18 protein-coding genes are annotated in these 21,377 nt (G+C 39.6%); 6 read left to right on the top strand and 12 right to left on the bottom strand.

Going from position 1 to position 21,377, the window contains the following annotated elements; all coding sequences use genetic code 11:
• Position 1 precedes the first annotated feature (1 nt).
• The 3 genes from PS1M3_RS18540 to PS1M3_RS18550 all read left to right on the top strand — a co-directional run bounded on the left by PS1M3_RS18540 (position 2) and on the right by PS1M3_RS18550 (position 5,303).
• The gene (locus tag PS1M3_RS18540) at positions 2-3,133 is read left to right on the top strand and encodes an efflux RND transporter permease subunit (RefSeq protein ID WP_008126229.1); all 3,132 of its coding nucleotides are present in this window, start codon (positions 2-4) and stop codon (positions 3,131-3,133) included.
• The gene (locus tag PS1M3_RS18545; protein WP_203987412.1) at positions 3,133-4,539 is read left to right on the top strand and encodes an efflux transporter outer membrane subunit; all 1,407 of its coding nucleotides are present in this window, start codon (positions 3,133-3,135) and stop codon (positions 4,537-4,539) included. Before PS1M3_RS18540 ends, PS1M3_RS18545 begins: the two co-directional genes overlap by 1 nt.
• A gap of 149 nt (positions 4,540-4,688) precedes the next feature.
• Entirely contained in the window at positions 4,689-5,303 is a 615-nt protein-coding gene (locus tag PS1M3_RS18550) for a TetR/AcrR family transcriptional regulator (RefSeq protein WP_203987414.1), read from the top strand.
• Between the two features lie 286 nt (positions 5,304-5,589).
• On the opposite strand, the gene PS1M3_RS18555 is transcribed toward PS1M3_RS18550, so the two are convergent.
• The 6 genes from PS1M3_RS18555 to PS1M3_RS18580 all read right to left on the bottom strand — a co-directional run bounded on the left by PS1M3_RS18555 (position 5,590) and on the right by PS1M3_RS18580 (position 11,184).
• Positions 5,590-6,690, bottom strand: coding sequence for a HupE/UreJ family protein (locus PS1M3_RS18555; protein WP_203987416.1), 1,101 nt, complete (start codon positions 6,688-6,690; stop codon positions 5,590-5,592).
• A 5-nt stretch (positions 6,691-6,695) separates the two neighbouring features.
• Positions 6,696-7,703 carry a lipopolysaccharide assembly protein LapB gene (locus PS1M3_RS18560; protein WP_203987418.1) on the bottom strand — a complete coding sequence of 336 codons (1,008 nt, stop codon included), beginning with the start codon at positions 7,701-7,703 and terminating at the stop codon, positions 6,696-6,698.
• Between the two features lie 42 nt (positions 7,704-7,745).
• Positions 7,746-8,249, bottom strand: a complete 504-nt coding sequence (locus PS1M3_RS18565; RefSeq protein WP_203987420.1) for an Ig-like domain-containing protein — start codon at positions 8,247-8,249, stop codon at positions 7,746-7,748.
• 11 nt (positions 8,250-8,260) lie between these two features.
• Positions 8,261-9,853 carry a DUF4331 domain-containing protein gene (locus tag PS1M3_RS18570; protein ID WP_138739633.1) on the bottom strand — a complete coding sequence of 531 codons (1,593 nt, stop codon included), beginning with the start codon at positions 9,851-9,853 and terminating at the stop codon, positions 8,261-8,263.
• Between the two features lie 126 nt (positions 9,854-9,979).
• Positions 9,980-10,663: an anti-sigma factor domain-containing protein gene (locus PS1M3_RS18575; protein WP_010556741.1), complete on the bottom strand. Its 684-nt coding sequence runs from the start codon at positions 10,661-10,663 to the stop codon at positions 9,980-9,982.
• Positions 10,660-11,184: a sigma-70 family RNA polymerase sigma factor gene (locus PS1M3_RS18580; protein WP_006791673.1), complete on the bottom strand. Its 525-nt coding sequence runs from the start codon at positions 11,182-11,184 to the stop codon at positions 10,660-10,662. Before PS1M3_RS18580 ends, PS1M3_RS18575 begins: the two co-directional genes overlap by 4 nt.
• Before the next feature lie 509 nt (positions 11,185-11,693).
• Between PS1M3_RS18580 and PS1M3_RS18585 the strand changes: the two genes are divergently transcribed.
• Positions 11,694-13,313 (top strand): diacylglycerol kinase family protein, encoded by a 1,620-nt coding sequence (locus tag PS1M3_RS18585; RefSeq protein ID WP_138739634.1) that lies wholly within the window; start codon positions 11,694-11,696, stop codon positions 13,311-13,313.
• Between the two features lie 48 nt (positions 13,314-13,361).
• Here the strand turns inward: PS1M3_RS18585 and PS1M3_RS18590 are convergent, their stop codons facing one another.
• Together PS1M3_RS18590 and PS1M3_RS18595 are read right to left on the bottom strand one after the other, a co-directional pair.
• Positions 13,362-13,670: a VF530 family DNA-binding protein gene (locus PS1M3_RS18590; RefSeq protein WP_008126252.1), complete on the bottom strand. Its 309-nt coding sequence runs from the start codon at positions 13,668-13,670 to the stop codon at positions 13,362-13,364.
• Positions 13,671-13,724: 54 nt separating this feature from the next.
• Entirely contained in the window at positions 13,725-14,027 is a 303-nt protein-coding gene (locus PS1M3_RS18595) for a DUF1496 domain-containing protein (RefSeq protein WP_138739635.1), read from the bottom strand.
• A gap of 106 nt (positions 14,028-14,133) precedes the next feature.
• Here PS1M3_RS18595 and PS1M3_RS18600 point away from each other — a divergent pair, with 106 nt between their 5' ends.
• Positions 14,134-14,367 (top strand): TIGR02647 family protein, encoded by a 234-nt coding sequence (locus PS1M3_RS18600; RefSeq protein ID WP_006791677.1) that lies wholly within the window; start codon positions 14,134-14,136, stop codon positions 14,365-14,367.
• 12 nt (positions 14,368-14,379) lie between these two features.
• Here the strand turns inward: PS1M3_RS18600 and maiA are convergent, their stop codons facing one another.
• Positions 14,380-15,006 carry a maleylacetoacetate isomerase gene (maiA, locus tag PS1M3_RS18605; protein WP_006791678.1) on the bottom strand — a complete coding sequence of 209 codons (627 nt, stop codon included), beginning with the start codon at positions 15,004-15,006 and terminating at the stop codon, positions 14,380-14,382.
• A 2-nt stretch (positions 15,007-15,008) separates the two neighbouring features.
• A complete protein-coding gene (gene hmgA, locus PS1M3_RS18610; RefSeq protein ID WP_203987422.1) occupies positions 15,009-16,310 on the bottom strand; it encodes a homogentisate 1,2-dioxygenase in 1,302 nt (433 codons plus the stop codon).
• A 144-nt stretch (positions 16,311-16,454) separates the two neighbouring features.
• Between hmgA and PS1M3_RS18615 the strand changes: the two genes are divergently transcribed.
• On the top strand, positions 16,455-16,886 hold the full coding sequence (locus tag PS1M3_RS18615; RefSeq protein WP_239104502.1) for a MarR family winged helix-turn-helix transcriptional regulator: 432 nt from the start codon (positions 16,455-16,457) through the stop codon (positions 16,884-16,886).
• A gap of 54 nt (positions 16,887-16,940) precedes the next feature.
• Here PS1M3_RS18615 and PS1M3_RS18620 read toward each other — a convergent pair whose 3' ends face one another.
• Both PS1M3_RS18620 and PS1M3_RS18625 read right to left on the bottom strand, forming a co-directional pair.
• Positions 16,941-20,078, bottom strand: coding sequence for a TonB-dependent receptor (locus PS1M3_RS18620; RefSeq protein WP_008464355.1), 3,138 nt, complete (start codon positions 20,076-20,078; stop codon positions 16,941-16,943).
• Positions 20,079-20,381: 303 nt separating this feature from the next.
• A complete protein-coding gene (locus PS1M3_RS18625) occupies positions 20,382-21,233 on the bottom strand; it encodes a S1/P1 nuclease (protein ID WP_203987426.1) in 852 nt (283 codons plus the stop codon).
• Positions 21,234-21,377 lie beyond the last annotated feature (144 nt).

Here is a 21,377-nt window from a genome sequence, read left to right on the forward strand (position 1 = left end):
CATGTCACGATTTTTTATCGATAGACCTATATTTGCTTGGGTACTTGCCATAGTAGTGATGCTAGCAGGTATATTAGCAATTAAAAGTTTACCTATTGCGCAGTATCCGTCTATAGCGCCGCCAGCAATAAGTATTACGGCTACCTACCCAGGTGCATCGGCGCGTACGCTCGAAGATACTGTTACACAAGTTATAGAGCAAAAAATGAAAGGCTTAGATGGCTTGTTATACATGTCGTCAACGTCAGAGTCTAGCGGTTCAGCAACGCTCACACTGTCGTTTAGCGCTGAAACCGACCCTGATATTGCTCAGGTTCAAGTACAAAACAAGTTAGCTACTGCAACGCCACTATTACCTGAAGCCGTGCAAAGGCAAGGTGTTGTGGTTGCAAAGTCAGCCCGTAACTTTTTGATGGTTTATGCGTTTATGTCTAAAGATGGCAGCATGACCAACATTGATATTGGCGACTACGTGTCATCAAACGTGCAAGATATTGTTTCGCGTGTTGAAGGTGTGGGTGAAGTACAGTTATTTGGCTCGCAGTATGCAATGCGTATTTGGTTAGATCCGGCTAAGCTTCAAAATTATAAATTAACGCCTGCAGATATAAGTGCATCTATCAGTGCTCAAAATGCACAAGTGTCGGCTGGGCAACTAGGTGCTATGCCTGCGGTGGCGGGACAGCAACTCAACGCGACTGTGACAGCGCAAAGCCGCTTACAAACTCCTGAGCAATTTAGAGATATTTTAGTTAAAACCAATGCAGATGGCTCTTTTGTAAAGTTGAGTGATGTTGCCCGTGTTGAGCTAGGTGGTGAAAGCTACCGGGTTGTCGCGCGTTATGATGGAAAACCAGCTTCTGGCTTAGGGATTAAATTGGCCAGTGGCGCCAACGCGCTTGATACTGCGCAGGGTGTAAAAGATGCCATTGCCGAATTAGAGCCATTTTTTCCTGAGGGACTTGAAGCGGTTGTGCCTTACGACACTACACCATTTGTGGCGCTTTCAATTGAAAAAGTAATTCATACGCTTATAGAAGCGGTTGTGTTGGTGTTTGTTGTTATGTACTTGTTTTTACAAAACTTTAGAGCGACGCTTATTCCAACAATTGCAGTGCCAGTGGTATTGCTGGGTACGTTTGGTATTTTATACACTTTTGGTTACTCAATTAATACATTGACCATGTTTGCCATGGTGCTTGCCATCGGGTTACTAGTTGATGATGCCATTGTTGTTGTAGAAAACGTAGAGCGACTGATGACCGAAGAAAAACTCTCAGCGCTTGATGCAACCCGCAAATCAATGGACGAAATTAAAGGCGCACTTGTTGGTATTGCAATGGTGCTTTCTGCTGTATTTATTCCGATGGCCTTTTTTAGCGGCTCAACGGGCATAATCTATCGTCAGTTCTCAATTACCCTTGTTTCTGCTATGGGTTTATCGGTACTTGTGGCGCTTATACTTACGCCGGCACTGTGTGCAACGCTTTTGAAGCCTAGCCATGTTCATAATGATAAGTCGTTATTTGGTAAATTTTTTACAGGGTTTAACCGCGGGTTCGACAAAACAAATTCGGGTGCGCAAAGCTTTGTGAGCCGTATGATCAAACATGCTAAACGCTACCTTGTTATATACTTTTTAATTGTAGGTGGAATGGCTTATGTGTTTTCAAATTTACCAACCGCATTCTTACCAGATGAAGACCAAGGCATATTATTTAACCAAGTTTCGTTACCTGCGGGTTCTACAACCGAGCAAACACTTGAAGTGGTTAAAAAAGTAGAAAACCACTACTTGAACGAACAATCTGAAGCAGTAAACGGTATTTTTACTGTTACCGGGTTTAGCTTTGCAGGTTCTGGCCAAAACTCAGCAATAGGGTTTGTTAATCTTAAGCATTGGGATGAACGCCAACGTGACGATTTATCTGTGCAAGGTGTAGCAGGTAAAGCTATGGGGTACTTTTCCAGTATTAAAGAAGCGTTTGTGTTTGCTTTTCCACCACCAGCAATTGTAGAACTGGGAACAGCAAATGGTTTTAATATATTTTTACAAGACCGTGTAGGTTTGGGCCACGATGCACTTTTAGCAGCACGTAATCAACTATTAGGTTTAGCAAGCCAAAGCCCGATATTGGCTGGTGTACGCCCTAATGGTCAAGAAGATATGCCAGAAATACAACTCGATACCGATTTAGCTAAAGCACAAGCATTGGGTGTGTCGCAAACCGATATTAATAACACCCTTGCTACGGCTTGGGGTAGTAGTTATGTAAATGACTTCATTGACCGTGGGCGTGTTAAAAAAGTATACATGCAAGGCGATGCTGAATCTCGAATGGTGCCTGAAGATTTAAATAAGTGGTATGTACGTAATAATGAGGGTGATATGGTTCCGTTTTCTGCCTTTGCAACGGCCTATTGGACTTATGGTTCGCCGCGTTTAGAGCGTTACAATGGCTTTTCAGCAATGGAAATACAAGGAACCGCTGCACCTGGTTACAGCACAGGACAAGCAATGGATGAAATGGAGCGTTTGGTAAAACAGCTGCCAAATGGTATTTCGTCTGAATGGACCGGTATTTCATTTCAAGAACGCTCTAGCAGCGGCCAAGCACCTTTATTGTATGGTTTGTCGTTGTTATTTGTATTTTTATGTTTAGCGGCTCTTTATGAAAGTTGGTCGGTACCGTTTGCGGTTATGATGATTGTTCCGTTAGGTATATTTGGTGCTGCTATGGCTGCATTGGGTAGCGGATTATCAAACGATATTTACCTGCAAGTGGGCTTATTAACTACGATAGGGTTAGCGTCTAAAAATGCCATATTAATTGTGGAATTTGCTATCCATAAAATGGACGAAGGGCTTGATTTAGTTGAAGCGGCTGTGGCTGCAGTAAGGCTGCGTTTACGCCCAATTTTAATGACTTCAATGGCCTTTATTTGTGGTGTTATTCCACTCGCTATTGCATCAAGTGCAGGCTCTGGTGCGCAAAACGCATTAGGCATTTCAATTATTGGTGGAACACTCGCATCTTCTATTTTGGTTGTTGTTTTTGTGCCGTTGTTTTTTGTATTAGTACGCCGTGTATTCCCTGCAAAAGAAAAAAACACTAACGAGGAGACAGCATAATGCATATAAAAACCTTTTCGTTGAGTGTGCTTACGTTGGCTGCTTTAAGTGGTTGCCAGTTGGCACCTGAACAGCAAAATTTAGCGCTGCCAGTACCCGAAACGTATTCAGTTCAAACAGAGCAAGCCACAGTTAACACATTAAAGTGGCAGCAGTTTTTTAGCGATAAAAAATTACAGGTGCTTATAGGTCAAAGCCTTGAGCATAACAAAGATCTGCAAATTGCGATGCTCAATGTACAGCGGGTACGTGGGTTGTATCAAATAGAAAACTCAGTATTGTATCCGTCCTTAAATGTTAATGGTTCGGGCACTCGCCAGCGTCTGCCTGCAAGTTTAACAAGTACTGATGAGGCCACTATAAGCTCGCAATACAGTGCTACTGTAGGTATTACCTCTTACGAATTAGATATATGGGGTAAGGTTCGTAACCAAACTCAACAAGCGCTGCAAAATTTATACTCTACTGAGCTTACTCAATACAGCACGCAAGTGTCGCTGGTAGCAGAGCTGGCTAATGCGTGGCTTAATTATGCAACCGATCAACAGTTACTTGGGCTTGCTGAGGAAACGTTAAAATCGCAACAAGCATCGCTTGGGCTTACTCAAAAAAGTTTTGATTTAGGCGCAGCATCTAAAATTACGTTAGAGCAACTGAAAAGTACCGTTGCCAGCGCAAAGGTTGATATTGCAACGTATAAACGTTTATTAAAGCGCGATAAAAACGCACTTGATTTATTAGTAGGAAAACCAGTAAGCCCTGAACTTCTGCCAAATAAGGTGCTGGACTCGTTATTAGCGTTGCCTAAAATACCGGTTGGTTTACCTTCTGATTTATTAACTCAACGCCCAGATATTAAAGCAGCAGAACATCAGTTATTGGCCGCTAATGCCAACATTGGTGTAGCGCGTGCTGCTTTTTACCCCAGTATTAGCTTAACGGCTAATGCGGGTACTGCCTCTAACGATTTAAGTGATTTATTTGATGCAGGTTCGGGTACGTGGAGTTTTATTCCATCAGTTACTTTACCTATTTTTAATATGGGCAGAAACCAAGCTCAGCTAGATGTTGCTAAGGCCGACCAACAAATTGCTGTAGTTACTTATCAGCAAAAAATTCAGCAAGCATTTCGCGAAGTCGCCGATGCCTTAGCAGACAACGAAGGCTATCAAGCGCAATTAAGTGCACTTGATATGTTACTACAAAGCCGAGAGTCTACGTTTTCGCTATCAAAGGCGCGTTACGATAAAGGTGTTGATAGCTATTTACAAGTCCTTGATGCACAACGCAGCTGGTACAGTGCACAGCAACAGCAAATTTTGGGTCAACAGGCTTTGTTAGCTAGCCAAATTAGCCTGTATAAAGTAGTGGGCGGTGGCTGGGAGAAAAGCGATCAAACCAACTAAGTAAGGGTTTTAGCTGTAAACACCTTTTTGCAGCTAATTAACTAGATTTATATAGGGCTAAATACTTATTTATGAGTGAAAGGCGTATTTCAAAATGATTAAGTATTTGCCTTATTGTCGAGTCTAATCACTTGGCAGTGGAGCTTTGTATGAAAACTAAAAGACAGACAGATCCAGCGATAGCCAAAGCGCGTCGTGATCAGGTTTTAACTGCGGCGGCTGAATGCTTTCGTCGTAAAGGCTTTCATGCTGCAGGTATGGCTGAAATATCCAGAACAGCAGGAATGAGTGCCGGGCATATTTATAACTACTTTGAAAGTAAAGAAGCCATTATAGAAAGTATTATTGAAAAAGATATGGAAGAAATGTTTTCTATATTTGAGCATTTTGAAGGGCAACCAGAAGATACGCTCACAGTATTATTGAACGGTTTAAATATCGGCGTTCAAAGGCATATGGATACCGGTGAATGTGCGGTTGATTTAGAAATGCTCGCTGAAGCTGGTAGAAACGTAAAGGTAGCTAAACTATTACGTGATGCCGACACGCAAGCGCGAAATAGAATGCGCCAATTGCTTATAAGTGAACGCAGTGTGATAAAAGGCATAGATGAGGTAGAGCTAGAAAGCCGTATTAATGTTATTTTTTCAGTAATGGCAGGCTTACTTTTGCGAAAAGTGCTTTACCCCGAACTTACCGAAGAGACAGTTTTAATTGCGCTTCGCCCGGCAATGAAAACGTTGTTATTGCCGTTTGAAGATTAAAATAGTGCTATTAAAATGCATAAACTATACGCCCGCTATATTAGCGGGTTTATAGTATTAACAACCGTTTAAAGTAATACCAAGCCGCAATAATACTTAATCATTTTGTGGGGCTAAACGCCTCGCTATTTACGTTAAAAAACTCTCATTTACGACTGCATGAATGCAGAGCAATACAGTAGAAATTGCCGATAACAACTAAATAGCGAATTGTTTTCCTAGCTATCAAGACGTTTTTCCATCTTCAAAATAGATCACTTAATTAGGCGAATGGGTATAGTTATGTTCAAAAACGTTCAATAGACCAGTTTAGAGCCACAACGGCAATACCTATAGACCCTGCAGGCATTAACCATTTTACATACCAAGCGGTTTTTCTAAATGCAATTAATAAAGGCAACGCTACTAATAAAATACTTAGTTGGCCAATCTCTACCCCTAAATTAAATGCCAATATGCTCATTAATTGATAGTTACTCGACAAACCTAATTCACCAAGTACACTCGCAAATCCCATTCCGTGAAGTAACCCAAAAGCAAATGTCAGCCAGCCTAAACGCAAAACAACGGGCCAAACATTATTAAGGGCTGCAAACAATACAGAAATTGCAATAATTAGTTCAACCCAGCGAGTATTGAGAGATATTAAATCAAGCGCTGTTGCTGTAAGCGTTATAGAATGAGCAAGCGTAAATGCTGTAACAATCCATGCAGTGTGTTTGATAATGTGTTTTTTAGAGCTAATGGGCTGCCAGGTGTTTTTATCACGGGTTAAAACACAAGTTAGTAATAGCGCAATTAAAAATAAAATATGATCGATGCCTATCCAAATGTGTAATAAGCCCTGATACACATATTCTGTAAAGGTATCTAAATAGCTCGACTGGTTAGTATTAAAGGTTTGGCTAGGCTCATTTATACTAAACACACGTGCTATGTTATTCACATTAACAATGACTTTATGATTTGCGTCATTTTGAAAAAAAGCTGAATACTTAAGCGTAATCTCGTTATTTGTTAAACACGAAAATGACACAGGTAATACCAAGTAAGGCTGATTAAAGTGCTCACTTACCTGGTAATTGTTATTTACAGTGAGTGCGCAAGTTTGTTCGTTTTGTTCTGCGATAAGATTGTTTTTTATAAATGCGTCAATTGAGTCGCGTTTTGCTTTTATTTCAGACCAGGTAATGTTGGCGTTTTGGTCTAAGTCGAGTGCTATAACGTGCTCTAAATCTGCAACATTGATTTCCCAATTGCCGCTGTATTGAGCTGTATTGTTGCTATTAAGCGTAATGTAGCCGGTGCTTAACTGGTGCGCAAAAGCTGCTGTTGAAAATAATAAGCTTAACAACATAATAGAAAATACGCGTATTAATATTCTCATAACATTTACATCCTTTTTGCTTGAACAATCAGCGCTTGGTCGATATTCATTTTAGCTTGTTGCCAGTTAATATTGGCCCAATACAAGGCTTTAGATTTGTTTGGCTGCACGTGAATATAATAGTTGGCGAGGTCACTTGCGTGAAAGCTGTCGTGGCGAATTTCTCTGAGCTCTACTCGTTGCTTCATGGCGTTTTGCCATTTGTATTGTTTTGTGTTTAGTTTTTTTTCTGCGATGGCTAAGCGCAGCAAAAGCGCATCTTCTAGATCGTGCGATTCTTTTAATAAATTACTTAATTTGGTTATCACTTGCTGTGGCTTGTTTAAGCCCAGTTGTATGTCTGCCCATAAAGCAATTAGGCTTACTGGAGAGTTTACTAAATTTATATTTTCAAGGTGCTTTAATGCGTTTGTGTAGTTTTGTAATCTAAAGCTCATTTCAGCTAGGACATGTTTTGTATTGAGTCCAATAGGCTTATTGTTCGTTAGCTTTACTAAAGATTGATAACTTCTTAATAAATTACCGTGCTGACTTTGCACGTCTAGTACACAAGTACTGGCCGTTAATGTGCTTACCCTTGTTATTAGTGCTAAGCAATGCTGTTTAGCAAGTTCAAACTGGCCTTGTGTCATGTACAAATTAGCCAGCAATAGATGAGTGTTGCTGTGATCAGGCGTTATTTTTAAAACACTATTAGCAATGTTTATCGCATCATTAAACAAATGCTCTTTTTGTAAAACGCGTGCATATAAATAGCCTACCTGTGGCGTTGGCTCATTTAAGTATATTTCTGCGAGCCTGTTTTTGAGTACCCCTTGCATATGCTCCGTTTGTCCAACGAATTGACTTTTATTGACTAGATTTTCTATTTCATTTATCGATAGTGAGGCAGTTAAATCCGATTTAGTGACTGCTATTACGTCGTTGTCATTAGGTGTATAAGCTGCTGCAAAAAGCTCAAATGAGCACACTAAGCTTAATGTAATCATCAGGTTTACTAGAGGTGATTTCATATTTGTATCCTTAAAATAGCCATCCATGGCCGGTCAGCTTATTTACTGATTACTAATTAAATTATTAATATCTGTGTCTTTATTTGTAAACTCTCTTCCATTTACAGAGAGTGGCTCTGCATTCGGTGCTTGGTTAAATGCATCGCTAGTAAACTGAGCAAAGTCCACTTGCAAAGCTTCAATCGTGATATTAACCATTGCACTTACTTGGCTGTTAACGCCATCAGATACGCCAAAAGTAAAGCTATCTGTGCCCGTAACCTCTTTATTTGGTGTGTAAGTAAAGTTGCCATCAGCGTCAATATTTACCATGCCTAATGAAGGCTCACTGACCAATGAATAAGTAAGTGAATCACCTTCTTTATCTATGGCTGTAAGTGAGTCGGTAATATTCACCTCCGTTTGCGTTGTTAACATGATGTCGCTAACTGAAGGCGCTGTATTAACCACAGGCAACGGCTTTTTATTGTCGTCATCATTGCTACACGCTCCTAGCGTTAATGCGCTAAGCAGAATACCTATATGCGTAATTTTTAAGTGTTGCATTAGTTTACTCCTTATTTAGAGCCCGCAAGTGGGGTAGCTAAGTACGGAAAGGTTGAGTCCATCATTGTTGCATCAACAGGTGCGCCATCGGTAAATGGTACTGTACCAACGCTTGCATCTTCGGGAGTACATAAGCCTAGGTCAGTATCTTCGCCTGCAACAGGAATAGGATGACATAAACGACCCATTACTACGCGCAGAGCAATATCAACAACATCATCGCCAGGGCGTCGGCCGTTTGGAAAGCCAGCTAAATCGTTTCCTGCAACACCAAATGCAGACTGCTCACTTTGCGCTGTTGCCGCGATGTTTGTGTTTAAACGAAGCATTTCAGAGGGAGTGACGGTTGCTTGTTGGTTAACACCAGCAAAACCAGTTAAAAATGCAGTAATTAAATCGGTACGAGGAAAGTTTGTTGGGGCTAATGTTTCGAGGTTAGCGCCAAGTGTCGTATTAACTGCATCCTTGAATAAAATATTTAAAAGTTCAGGAAGGGCTGGATGAGATACATAATCTAAAAACTGTCCATCGTCTTTAGGGTGTGCTGTCGAGAAAGTATCCTTATCCTTTATGCCAATAACAAGCTCATTAACAAGTGGATTTCCTAAACGCGATACTTGAGTAAGAGCACCACCATTAACTGCATTATTAGCAAATTTAGCATTCGGGTTTAGTATGCGAGCTTGAGGTAAACTTGCAGTGGTCCACGAACCAATAACGCCATTACCTTCGCCTACAATACAGCTTTTTGGTACTTCAATAGCAATTGATGTCACGTTTTTATCTGCAAGGTCGTCATTGTCAGCCGATTGGGTAATGCCTCCAGGGAAGCCACCTGCATCACCAGCACCCGGAGCGCTGTCGCCCTCTACCGGTACGTAGTTTACTAAATCGAACGTTTTACCAAGGTTAACAACAAACGAATCTTTTCTTTGGCCAACAAATACTTGTGCCATGCTTTCACAACCTGGGATTGACACATTATATACAAATTGATCTGCGTAAGTTTGATAGTCAGCTTTAGAGGTAAATGTTTTATTACCAATATAATCAAGTGGCTTACTGAATGTAGATGTGCCCGTAGTGGTATTATTTAATGAGGTTGCAACACCTGTGCGCTGCGGCCCATTAATCATACTCAGAGTATATGATTCACTGAAGTTAGTTGCGCTATTATCACCGGCTGATACACCACCCACATTTTTGAGTGGTACAGAAACAGTACGCTGGTTGCCTTCTGGGCCTACAGCTAATTGCACACCTTGATTATCGTTTGGTAGCATGCTTTGGAAATCAAATGCAAAAGTAATGTCTTCAACGGCATCGCCATCGTTATCTATGTGTATGCTGTAAGTTGCATCTGGGTCCATTGCAAAATAATTAGGGCCGCCGTAGGCATCCTGTAATGGAATATAGTTTGCAATTAGTGTGACGTACTCTTCTTTTCCTTGTTCATAGCTATTAAATACATAAAAGTCGGTAGAATCTAAGGTCGGAAAGCGACTAATATTTGGCGCTTCTCGGTGACTTGATGCGTTACTTGGTGCGCTAATAAAAGTGCTACATATTACTACTGCGAGTATTGATGGTGTTAAAGCTTTCATGACTTTTTCCTTTAGTTTTAAATAGAAGTCATAGCTAATAACGGGGGGGAATTTAGATTGGATGCAAAAAAGTTACATTTTATTTAAATAAAAAATGGCTGCTTATATAAGCAGCCATACAAGGGATTAAAGTAACACGAGTTCGGTTGTATAAAGTACCTCGGTAGGTAAGCCGTTTGGCGAACCACCTAAAGGCTCTAAACTGACTGCTAGTAGTGAGATATCGTCAGCGTTAAAGCGTTTATCTTTTAGCAAAAATTTACCGCCTTGTTTAGGTAATATACCTAACGAAACAGGTAAATCTTGCCCTTTTAAGATCATCCATAGTTGATAATCTTTATCTCTTTGGGCAACTAATTGACTACTGGCTTTAATAGTTAATGCATCTTCGTTTACTTCAATAAACCATAAAGACTGTTTATCTTGGTTTTGCACGAGTGCAATTTGCTGATATTGCGACACTTCTTTGGCCGGTTGAATGACTAAAAATGCCAACACAATACACGCGGCGGTGGCTATAAACGACCATGTCTGCCAAATCGACGGCTTAGTTTGCACCACTGTTTGACTAGGCACTGTTTTTGACTCAATACCTTGCAAAATGTTTTCCCAAACAGAATCGCTAGGTGCTTGTGGTGTAATTGCACTTGCTAGATTATTAAGGTTTTGCTCCCACATAAAAATTGCCTCACGTGCTTTGCTTGAGCTAAGTAACAAGCGCTGAAAACGTTTTCGTGCCAGCCCCTTGAGTGTGCCAAGTACATATTGTCCTGCTAGCGCGTCTAACAGCTCGGGTTTTGTATAATTCATAATGTTAAACACCTCTGAAGTTGTGTAAGCCCGCGTCTGATCCAGCTTTTAACAGTGCCTAATGGCGACTCTATATGGTCTACTAGCTCGCTGTGACTAAGCCCCTTATAGTAAGCTAAATGAATGGCCTGCTTTTGCTGGGGTTCAAGCTGCTCTATACAGTTTACTAATTTAGTATTTTCGTCATAGTTGACATCGACGCTCTGAATATCAAAGTCATCATCTCCCATTGTTTGCTCTTTTCTTACTTTGTTGTAACGCAACGCATCCAGACTTCTATACCTTACTATACTTATCATCCAGCTTATGACAGTGCCTTTAGAAGCATTGTATTCTGAGGCGTTATGCCATATTTTAATGAATGCGTCTTGCAACACTTCTTCGGCGTGTGCTCTGTTAGAAAGCATATTTAAGCTAATGGCAAAAAGCTTTCCGCTTGTTTGTTGATACAAGGTTGAAAATGCATGCTTATCACCCTGTGATGTATCGTATAACAGAGACAGTAAATTATCGTTTTCCATAAATATCCTATTTATTTTTATTCTCTTTTTAAAAACGGTTGAGGCTAGAACTTGGATGCAAAAAAGTTAAGTAGCTTGCAACAGTATACTTTTCGCTCTTTTTTGCAATGACTATCTGTGTTTATTATTAGGTATAATTCTGTGAGTTCAAAAACTATATTAGAGAAAAGCATCTGTAATGGTTGAGCCGATTTTTGTTTATAGCAGAGTCGCCACGCTAAGTTACACTTAAAATAAATTAGCTTGGTGAGTCAGATTTACTAATATGGAGCTAAGACTTAGTGAGTTTCTACTGTGATACGTGTGAAAAATTAACACACTCATTGTGTAAAAAGAGCAAAGTCCATACAAACCAATAAAAACGGTATTTAAATAGCTATTAAATATCAATAATATAAGTAAAAAAGTGGTGCCGTACGTTTTACTGTTTTGTGGCTTGTAAATTGCAAACACAATTATAAAAGCTGTTTGTTAATTAATGAATAGCAATAAATATAAATGGAGATTTTATGTGGGCTGCAATTAGTTATTTGATATTAGCGTGTGTACTTATTTTTATAGGGTGGGAAATAAATTCAATTTACTTTTCGTTATTTTTTTACTGGACCGCGCTATCACTGTCATTGGTCAGTGGGGCATACATTTTTAATATAGGTAAAATTTTCAGAAAGCGAGAAAACGGCGTTATTCCATTTTACATACGCTGGGCGTTTATTCCTTTTTTATTGGGGGCGCAAGTGTACAACGCATGGTCGCGTAAGCATGATAAAGTGCCACCAATTCAGCAAATTAACGATAACCTTTTTTTAGCATGCCGCTTATTTCCCTCGGATATAGACACGTTAAAAAGCAATAATATTACCGCTATATTAGATGTTACTTGTGAGTTTGACGGTTTAGAGTGGAGCTCGACACAAGAGCGTATTAACTATTTAAATATTCCAGTACTTGACCATAGCGTGCCAACACGCTCTCAGCTTAACCAGGCAATAAATTGGATTCATCATCAAATCCAAAAAAACAATAAAGTGGTTGTGCATTGTGCGTTGGGCCGCGGACGTTCAGTGTTTGTAATGGCTGCTTACTTACTTAGTCAAAATAAACACGCCGACGTGCATGATGTGCTTGCCCAAATCAAAGAAACACGTGAAACCGCTAATCTAAATAAACGCCAACTGCGCCACCTAGCAAAGCGACATAAAAGTGGCGAACTAGTAATTAAAAATCGTGCATTTTTAATTGCAAATCCCGTATCGGGTACAAAAATATGGCAAGAAAAAGAGCAATTTATCATTGCACGCTTGTCAACTTATTACGATTTAACCGTAAGGACCACAAGCCCAGACATTAATGGTATAGAGCTTGCCAAACAAACGCTTGGTGAAAATCCTGATATTGTTATTGCTTGCGGTGGCGATGGAACAGTAGCGGAAGTTGCGAGCGTATTAGTTAATACACCCTGTAAGTTAGGTATTATTCCGCTCGGGACTGCTAATGCGCTTGCTCACGTTTTAATGGGAATAAGTTCAAAATTTATACCTGTAGAGCAAGCGTGTGATTTAATTATTGATGGTCAATCTACGTTAATAGATACAGCATATTGTAATGACGATTTAATGCTACTTTTAGCCGGTATAGGTTTTGAACATGCAATGATTGAAAAAGCTGACCGCGAATTTAAAAATAAATTTGGGCAACTCGCTTATTTAACAGGATTTCTTCAGGCGTTTTCGGAACAAAAATCGCAACAGCTCAACGTAAAATTGGACGATAACGACCCAATGATGATCACAACAAGCAGTTTTGTTGTTGCTAATGCAGCACCGTTTACAACGCTACTTGCTCAAGGGGGAGGGCAGCCTAATCACAGTGATGGGCTACTTGATATAAATTGGCTTATACCCAATAAAGAAAATTCCACTACGGTACTGAGTATTGCCGAGCTTATGTTTAGCAGCATAACGCAAAGCCATTTAGCCATTAATTCTCAACACACAAATGCTAAAAAAGTCGAAATATCTTCAGAGAATGGAATTAAATATGTCATTGATGGCGAAGTGAAAACGGCTGATAGGCTTGTGGTTGAAATACAGCCAGCATCGCTTAATGTGATCAGTAAGGAAATTTAGTAAAACTAAAATATAAAGGCGCATTAAAGTGCGCCTTTATTTATATTTTTACTTTTTTATTGATGGCCAAACAAAGTCAGTTGTATCTGGAGCCTTGTTTGTTGTTTTACGAGGTGCGCTTTTTGGTTTGCGAAGTGGTTTGTTATTTATTGTATGAATATATAACGCTTCAACTTTGTCTCTGGCCCAAGGGGTTTTGCGTAAAAATTTTAAGCTAGATTTTATGCTTGGTGCATCCGTAAAACATTTAATTTTTACTTGTTCGCCCAGCGTTTTCCAGCCAAGTCTCTGCTCTAACTCGACCAATATTTGTTCTAGTGTGATCCCATGTAGTGGGTTTTTAGGTTGATTATCCATAGCCATACTGCTTATTTAAACTATGCATATTGTAGCTTAAATACAATAAGCAGGCTATTTCACTGTAATCTTTTTAGGTCGATTTGGGTAAATAACTTTCCCTTGCTCATTGAGCTTAAGCCACATTAATGCGCTATTGGTTTGGTTGGGGTTTTTGGCACCGCACAGTAAATTGAACGTATCAACGCTAATTAATGCGCCTTCACTATAGCGTTTGTCGTCGTACCAACACATTGTTTGGTGCTGATTTAACTGACTTGCGTTCACAAAAGTGCGGCTGTTATGCGGCTCGGCATTACAAAATAACGAGAGTGATAAGCTTAAAAAACAGGCGGATAGAATTATTAATGGGCGCATAATATTCTCCTACAATTGACTTTAAAAATAGTACGTAATACTAAAAAACATGCTAGTGTAATATTACACACTAAAAAATAAACAGAACAATAAAAGGTACACACACATGAAATTTAATCAGCTGATGATAGATGAATTCACATTACTTGCAAAGTTTCCGCTTGATAGCAAAATGCAGGGTATCAAATTACATTCTGACGCAGAAGCAAGCTTGATAGAAGCAGCACAACGATTATTCGATAAAGGCGTTATAGATAGCCCAGATGGCGGTTACTTAACGGATTTGGGTTTAGATTTAATTGAGCACGTTACGATTATTCATAGCGCGCTCAAAAGTTAAGCTCAACAGTATTTAGGTCGCATCGGGTTGATTTTGCGGTGCGGCATCATTAAACGCAGCTAATTTATTACATCGTTCATAAATGGCTGCAATTTTTGGATATCGACTCATATCCACGTTAAAACGAATAGCATTAAATACCTGAGGTACTAAGCAAACATCAGCAAGGCTTGGCTTGTTCCCAATACAGTAATCGTCGTCTCCAAGTAGTATTTCTATTTTATCAAAGCCTACTTCAACCCAATGTTTGTACCAGGTGTTTTTAGCATCATCGTCTACTTTTAATTCATTCGATAAATACTTAAGTACTCGCAAATTATTCACTGGGTGAATATCACACGCTATTGCAAAACTTAAATTTCTTATTTGGGCTTTTTGCCAAGCAGAGCCGCTAATTAATGGTGACTGTGGGTATGTTTCATCAAGCCATTCTAAAATAGCTAATGATTGACCAAGTACACCTTCATCTGTTTCAAGGGCTGGTAAAAGCCCTTGTGGGTTTAGTGTTAGGTAACCTTCCTCAAGCTGCTCTGATTTTAAAAGATTTACAATTGCCAACTCATGGTCAATTTTTTTTAGGTTTAACGCAATACGCACTCGGTATGCAGCTGATGATCGAAAATAACTGTAAAGCTTCATAATTAATCCTTGTTGGCTGAATAGTGTTTTTTAATTGTTCGCCAACAATCTGTGTAATTTGGTTGACGTTCTTTACCTTCTAATGCGTATTTAGTCGGTGAAATGACATAACGGGATTCAAACATAAACGCTAAGGTATTTTCGTATTTTTGTGGAACCAGTTCCGCATTAGATGCTTTTTCAAATACATCCGCTTCAGGTCCATGCGGAGACATACAATTATGTAAACTTGCCCCACCTGGCACAAAGCCATGCTCTTTTGCATCATATACACCTTCAATTAACCCCATAAATTCACTCATGATATTACGATGATAGTAGGGCGGACGAAAAGTGTTTTCAGCAACCATCCAACGCGGTGGAAAAATAACAAAATCAACATTAGCCATTCCTTCAGTAGCTGATGGCGAGGTTAAAACGGTAAATATAGAAGGATCAGGATGGTCAAAGCTTACTGTGTTCATTACATTAAATCGCGATAAATCGTATTTATAAGGCGCGCTATTACCTGTCCATGCAACAACATCGAAAGGGGAATGCTTAATCTCACAGCTGAATAAGTTGCCATTAAATTTTGACACCAGTTCAAAATCACCTTCTTTATCTTCAAAAGCTGCAACTGGGTATTGAAAGTCACGGTCGTTGGCATAGCCGTTTGCACCAACAGGGCCTCGCTCTGCAAGCTCCAAAGCATGACCATAGTTTTCGCAGATATAACCACGGGCCGTTGATTGTATTAAATCAACAGAAAACTTCATCCCTCGGGGTATGACTGCAACTTCACCTGGTTTTACACAGAGCTTACCGCATTCTGTATGCAGGAGTAGCTCGCCTTGTTGGGGTACAAATAGCATTTCACCGTCAGCGTTGTAAAAGTAGCGATCGACCATAGACTTGTTAGCAACATAAACATGAATACCGATGCCAGATTGCCCATTAGCACTGCCGTTAGCAGCCATTGTTACGAGTCCATCTAGAAAATCAGTTGGCTTTGTAGGAATTTCCACGGGGTTCCAGCGAAGCATAGTCGGAGGTGTTACGGCTTCAGTTATAGGCGCAGTTCGAATCAAGCCGTTATCAACAGCGGTGTAATCACCTTGCACTACCGAAGGGCGTAACCGATACAGCCATGTTCTGCGGTTAGCTGCTCTAGGCGCGGTAAATGCTGTAGAGCTAAATTGTTCAGTGTAAAGATCGTACTTAACTTTTTGAGGAGTAAATTGCCCTATAGGCAAGGCATCGGGTAGCGCTTCGGTTTCAAATTCATTACCAAAACCGGTCATGTACTTTAACTGTTCTGCCATTACTGACTCCTGTGAGAGAAGGCTAGTTTTATGTTTTATTTATTTAAGTTAAGATACTCTCAAGTGAGAGTAATTTCAAATTGCTCAATGAATGTGTATGTAAATATAAATGAACAGCGAGTAAACCTATTTAACGGGATAACAATGAAACTGGATTTAGACACTTTTTTAGCATATCAACTAATTAATGTAGCAAGTTTGGTAAGTAATGACCTTGCTAAGGTATACCAGAGCAAATTTGACTTAACGATACCTCAATGGCGAATTTTGGCGAATTTAGCGCAATTTGGTCAAAGTAATGCCAAAAATTTATGTACGCAGGCAGATATGGATAAATCGACCGTGTCGCGTGCAATAAAAATATTAGTAGAAAAAAAGTTGCTAATGACTCAAATTAATTCAGAGGATAAGCGCGCAGCCATACTTTCATTAAGTGAAGCTGGAAAAGAGAGGTATAAAAAAATAGTACCCGAGGCGTTAAGGTGGGAAAAAGAACTATTGGCTTCGTTAAACACACATGAACAGGATTTATTAATAAGCTTACTTAATAAGCTAAAAAATAAATTACAGGCATAAAAAAGCCCATCAAATGATGGGCTTTTATAATTTTAACTAATCTAACAATTTAGATTAGAAAGTGTAACGGACACCTACACGCATTTCCCATACTGAAGCACCAGTTTGTACTGAAGTATTTGCGTTATTACCGTTAAAGCCTGAGTAAACGTAACGACCTTGGTCATCAATAGATGTTGAGATCATGCTTGCGCCTACGAAAGGACCTTTCTTAAGTACGCCCCAGTCATCATTTAGCATGTTTGTAAGGTTGTCGATTACAAAGAATGCTTCACCTTTATGGCCTTCCATAAAGCCTGGTAATTCTTGTGTAACTTTAAGGTTAAACTTAACAAACCAGTCAGCATTTTGTTGGTTACGACCTGTGATTTCACCACGTTTAAGTCCTTCAGAAGCAATAAAGTCGTTAAACTCATTGATTTCATCAGCCGACATGTTGTAAATAACGTTAGGATCGTTTTCAAGTGGAACGTACATTAACTGACGGTTGCCATTCCAGTTGTTATCACCAAAGGTAGTGTTGCGGTTAGCATCTGTGTTATCGCTACCATCAAACGTAAAGCTGTAAGGTAGGCCTTTGTATGCTTCACCGTAAAGGTTAAAGCGTGTTTCAAAGCCATCTACAAACTCATATTTGTAACCAAGCGTCATAGTAAAACGATGCGGAATTTCATAATCTGAAGACGCAACACCTGGGTTACCTGGGTTAGTAAGTGCGATGTTACCATAGTTAGAACCAGCTACAGAGCTAGTCATTGGGTTTACATCGTCTGCATCTGTGTATGCATAACCAAAGCTAAAGTTGATGCCGTTATCGAACATTTTGCTAACTGCTGCAGAGATAACTGAAGAATCACCGCTATCGCCACTAACATTTGTTAATAAATACTCATTACTACGACCTTCGATTGACTCGTAAATAGGACGACCATCAAACGTAGTTTCGCCGCTATCTTGAAGTGCAATATCACGCATCAATGCAGCATCTTTCTTCTTCGAGTATAGGTAGTCTACAGAGATTACGTATTCGTCTTCAGTTGTGTATGTAGCACCAAGAGAGTATTTCCACTCTGAAGGGATTTCAAAATCTGGGTCTACAGCATTAACTGTTGCATCGCCTACACCAATTTCTGTATTTGCAACAATGTCAAACATACCTTGTGGTACGTCAAAACCAGGTGTACCGCCGTTTACGTTAGCTGTATTGAATAAATCTACACCACGGAACTGCGTACTAATGTTTGTAATACCATCGTTAGAGTAAGAGTTAGACAGCCATACGTTCGGGTTACCACCAGAGAACAAGCCTAAGCCAGCGCGCACTTCAAGTTCGTCAGTTGCATACCATTGGAATCCAACACGTGGCTGCAGTAAGTCAATACCGTCGAATGTAGACTGGTTGCTGAAACCGTAACGGTTAGTGAAGTTTTGGTTAAAGTTAGGAACGTCATCACTTGTGTACTTGTCGTAACGTAAACCAAACTGAATGGTTGCATCTAAGTCAGTGAATGCGTATTCATCTTGGACATAGAATGTATGCTGCGCATATTTAAAGCTTGCAGCCGCATCATTCGGGTTATTAGTACCTGCAGCATTGTTGTAGTAGATACGCGCTGCTTGACCTGCTTCAAAGTCGTCAATTGAGTCAAAGCGCCACTCACCTTCTGTTTGCTGTACGAACAAGTTAAAAACAGATAGCTCTTCAAACTCGTAACCAGCAGTAATTGTGTGTTGATCTAGGTAATAAGTACCAGCAACTTTAAATGTAGTTGTGTCGTAATCTAGATCGTTTGATTGACGAGAATCATCTGGACCAATGAATACAGTACCGCCATTATCAGTGCGGATTTGCATTTCACCAAAGCTGCTTGCAGCATCTAATGACTGAACCGTTGCATCTAGCTCTGATTTACCTAAACGAATTTCAGTAGAAAAATCGTCTGACCAATCAGAATATACAGAACCAATGATTGATGTAAACTCAGCACTTTGATTGTAGAAGTGGTTTGATAAAGAAACGCGGCTAGAACCAGTATCAGACTGAGAAATTGTGTTACCGTCGTTGTAGTTATAAATTAAGTTTGCACGGTGATCTTCGTTGATGTTCCAATCTAGTTTTACTAAGATTTTTTCATCTTCAACAGGCATGCTTGATGGCATACCGCCTGCATCGTAGCCGTAAACTGATTGAGAAATACTCTGAATGCGAGATACGTCATCAGCTGTAACACTACCACTGCTAAGGCCGTCGTAATTAAACTGGCGAACACCTTCAAGTTTTTCGTATGAAGTGAACAAGAATAATGTATCTTCAACAAGCGGAAGGCCTACGTTGAAACCGTAACGTTTTTCAGTGTAGTTACCGTTATCAACTTCATTACCTTCAATTTCGTCGCCTTTCATTGAATCGTTTGTGTAATCGAAGAAAACACCACCGTGAACGTCGTTGCCACCAGATTTAGTTACAGCGTTAATATTACACGATGTAAAGCCACCGTATTGAACGTCAAAAGGTGCTAGTTCAGCTGAAACTTGTTCAATAGAGTCGAAAGAGAAAGGGGCACGGATAGTAGGGTAACCGTTTGAGCTTAAGCCGAAGTTATCGTTCATGCGAACGCCGTCAAGCGTTAAGCTGTTGTAACGTGGGTTACCACCACCACAGTTGATTGAACCACGGCTATCATCAATTGTGATACGTGGGTCAATACGGATGATATCTTTTAAATCACGGTTGATGGCTGGTTGGTTTTCAAGATCTGTTAGCGTAAAAGTAGACGCAGGACCTGTACCACCAGACATAGCACTGATAGGAGCACCCGTAACTACAATTTGCTCGATGTTAGAGATATTCTCTAAAGAAGCATTTACCGGGTAATCGTTACCAATGTTAAGAATAATGTTATTGAACTCTTGGTCTGCATAAGTGTCAGAATCTACAACTACTCTGTATGGACCACCAACACGCAGGCCTTTAGCTGTAAAGTAACCAGCATCATTAGTTTCAGTTGTTTTAACTGAGCCTGAAGGAACGTGTAAAATTGTAATTTTAGTGCCAGCAGCAGGGTTGCCGTTAGGACCAGTGATTTGACCTTTAATTGCAGATGTTGTTTCATTTGCAATTGCAGCGCCACTAACACCAACACATGCTGCGATAGCAAGTGATAGGGCCGTTTTGCGTATTTGAGTTTTCATTTAATTTTCCCGTGTAGTTAATAATTAAATTTTTATATTTTTATTTTTTGGTTTTCAAAAAATAAACTAAATGCAGGTTTATATTTTAAAAACCATCGCTATTGTACCCCAATTGTTTGTTACAAATAAAATACAACTGCAATGTTTTTTTAATAAATAGTACAAATTTTGACTATTTTTTACCTTTTTTTGAGTAATCACTCTATTAGCGAGCTCATACTACCGATGTTTTATGACAAACTTGTGAAATGTAAAACAAGCTTTTACAAAAAATCCCCGTGTGTAGGTTTTATGTGTCACAAATTACATAGATACTTTTTTTAACGCTGTTTCCAGCTCTTTAGCTGAAGGGTCAAACAGTGCGTTTAACAAACCAGCCAATCGGACACCTGCTTGTAGCAGACGTGTTTTTACGATAGGTGTATTTTTATAAACATAGCTGTAGCCAACTTCTTCATTTGTAGATTTATAAAGTGCATTTGCTAAATTATGAGATTCTTCAATCCAAGTAGTTGGTGTACTTTCTAAATATTCTGCAATTAGTTCACTGTTATTAGTATTTATAAACTGCGCGTACTCAGTAAATGATAAGTTTTCGTTTTCAACTAATTTAGTATCCCACAAGCTGTGTAAGTTTGTATCTTGACCAAAAAACGACACTTTAATACGGTTTCCGCCTCTATCTTCGCTTCTTCCTGCATGGAAGGGTTGATGGCTATCACCAACCAAATGAACTAAAAAACGTAAACTAAATTGCTTTGCATCTAGGCTGCTGTTTTTATCTTTGAGTGTTTTTATAGAATAGTGGATGCCTTCTAGAATGTTGCTAACCGACTCTTTGTTGTTTGTATGGTCGTGATTGATTGTGAAGGACTTGTTAGGTGAGGCGTTAATGTAGTGCCAGCGAGAAGATTGCTTTTGCCAAAATTTCCCCGGGTTTGAGCGCATCTCGTCAGGCCAAGTTGAAACCTGTGCAAGTGATTCACCCGCTAAGAATGGTTTAATAGCTGACTTTGTGGTGTCTGTTATATGAGATTCAGCAATTTTACCTACAACCCGGTGACCGTTTTGGCCCCAAGCAAGTGAATCGCTACTTGTAAAAATGGCACCTATTAAAAGCGCTGACGTTATCGAATATTTTACATTGATACGCATTAAGGTTCCCTAATTAATTTGGAGTGGTGTTGCTGCGTTGTAATAAGGTCAATTGTCCTTACTTTTGTTGAAATTAGGAAGGACTCAATAAAATTCATAATTTCTTATTCATATTTGTTATAAATCAGTGCTTTAGCATCTATA

The sequence above is a fragment of the Pseudoalteromonas sp. PS1M3 genome, from assembly GCF_016865405.1.
In the GTDB taxonomy this organism is placed as follows: Bacteria; Pseudomonadota; Gammaproteobacteria; order Enterobacterales; family Alteromonadaceae; genus Pseudoalteromonas; species Pseudoalteromonas marina.

What these genes read in the sequence shown, in the direction of transcription:
- PS1M3_RS18540 (WP_008126229.1), top strand. Translation starts at nt 2, where the DNA reads ATGTCACGATTTTTTATCGATAGACCTATATTTGCTTGGGTACTTGCC.
- hmgA (WP_203987422.1), bottom strand. Translation starts at nt 16,310, where the DNA reads ATGGCAGAACAGTTAAAGTACATGACCGGTTTTGGTAATGAATTTGAA.
- PS1M3_RS18625 (WP_203987426.1), bottom strand. Translation starts at nt 21,233, where the DNA reads ATGCGTATCAATGTAAAATATTCGATAACGTCAGCGCTTTTAATAGGT.
- PS1M3_RS18545 (WP_203987412.1), top strand. Translation starts at nt 3,133, where the DNA reads ATGCATATAAAAACCTTTTCGTTGAGTGTGCTTACGTTGGCTGCTTTA.
- PS1M3_RS18580 (WP_006791673.1), bottom strand. Translation starts at nt 11,184, where the DNA reads ATGGAAAACGATAATTTACTGTCTCTGTTATACGATACATCACAGGGT.
- PS1M3_RS18585 (WP_138739634.1), top strand. Translation starts at nt 11,694, where the DNA reads ATGTGGGCTGCAATTAGTTATTTGATATTAGCGTGTGTACTTATTTTT.
- PS1M3_RS18565 (WP_203987420.1), bottom strand. Translation starts at nt 8,249, where the DNA reads ATGCAACACTTAAAAATTACGCATATAGGTATTCTGCTTAGCGCATTA.
- PS1M3_RS18620 (WP_008464355.1), bottom strand. Translation starts at nt 20,078, where the DNA reads ATGAAAACTCAAATACGCAAAACGGCCCTATCACTTGCTATCGCAGCA.
- maiA (WP_006791678.1), bottom strand. Translation starts at nt 15,006, where the DNA reads ATGAAGCTTTACAGTTATTTTCGATCATCAGCTGCATACCGAGTGCGT.
- PS1M3_RS18555 (WP_203987416.1), bottom strand. Translation starts at nt 6,690, where the DNA reads ATGAGAATATTAATACGCGTATTTTCTATTATGTTGTTAAGCTTATTA.
- PS1M3_RS18575 (WP_010556741.1), bottom strand. Translation starts at nt 10,663, where the DNA reads ATGAATTATACAAAACCCGAGCTGTTAGACGCGCTAGCAGGACAATAT.
- PS1M3_RS18600 (WP_006791677.1), top strand. Translation starts at nt 14,134, where the DNA reads ATGAAATTTAATCAGCTGATGATAGATGAATTCACATTACTTGCAAAG.
- PS1M3_RS18560 (WP_203987418.1), bottom strand. Translation starts at nt 7,703, where the DNA reads ATGAAATCACCTCTAGTAAACCTGATGATTACATTAAGCTTAGTGTGC.
- PS1M3_RS18550 (WP_203987414.1), top strand. Translation starts at nt 4,689, where the DNA reads ATGAAAACTAAAAGACAGACAGATCCAGCGATAGCCAAAGCGCGTCGT.
- PS1M3_RS18615 (WP_239104502.1), top strand. Translation starts at nt 16,455, where the DNA reads ATGAAACTGGATTTAGACACTTTTTTAGCATATCAACTAATTAATGTA.
- PS1M3_RS18590 (WP_008126252.1), bottom strand. Translation starts at nt 13,670, where the DNA reads ATGGATAATCAACCTAAAAACCCACTACATGGGATCACACTAGAACAA.
- PS1M3_RS18570 (WP_138739633.1), bottom strand. Translation starts at nt 9,853, where the DNA reads ATGAAAGCTTTAACACCATCAATACTCGCAGTAGTAATATGTAGCACT.
- PS1M3_RS18595 (WP_138739635.1), bottom strand. Translation starts at nt 14,027, where the DNA reads ATGCGCCCATTAATAATTCTATCCGCCTGTTTTTTAAGCTTATCACTC.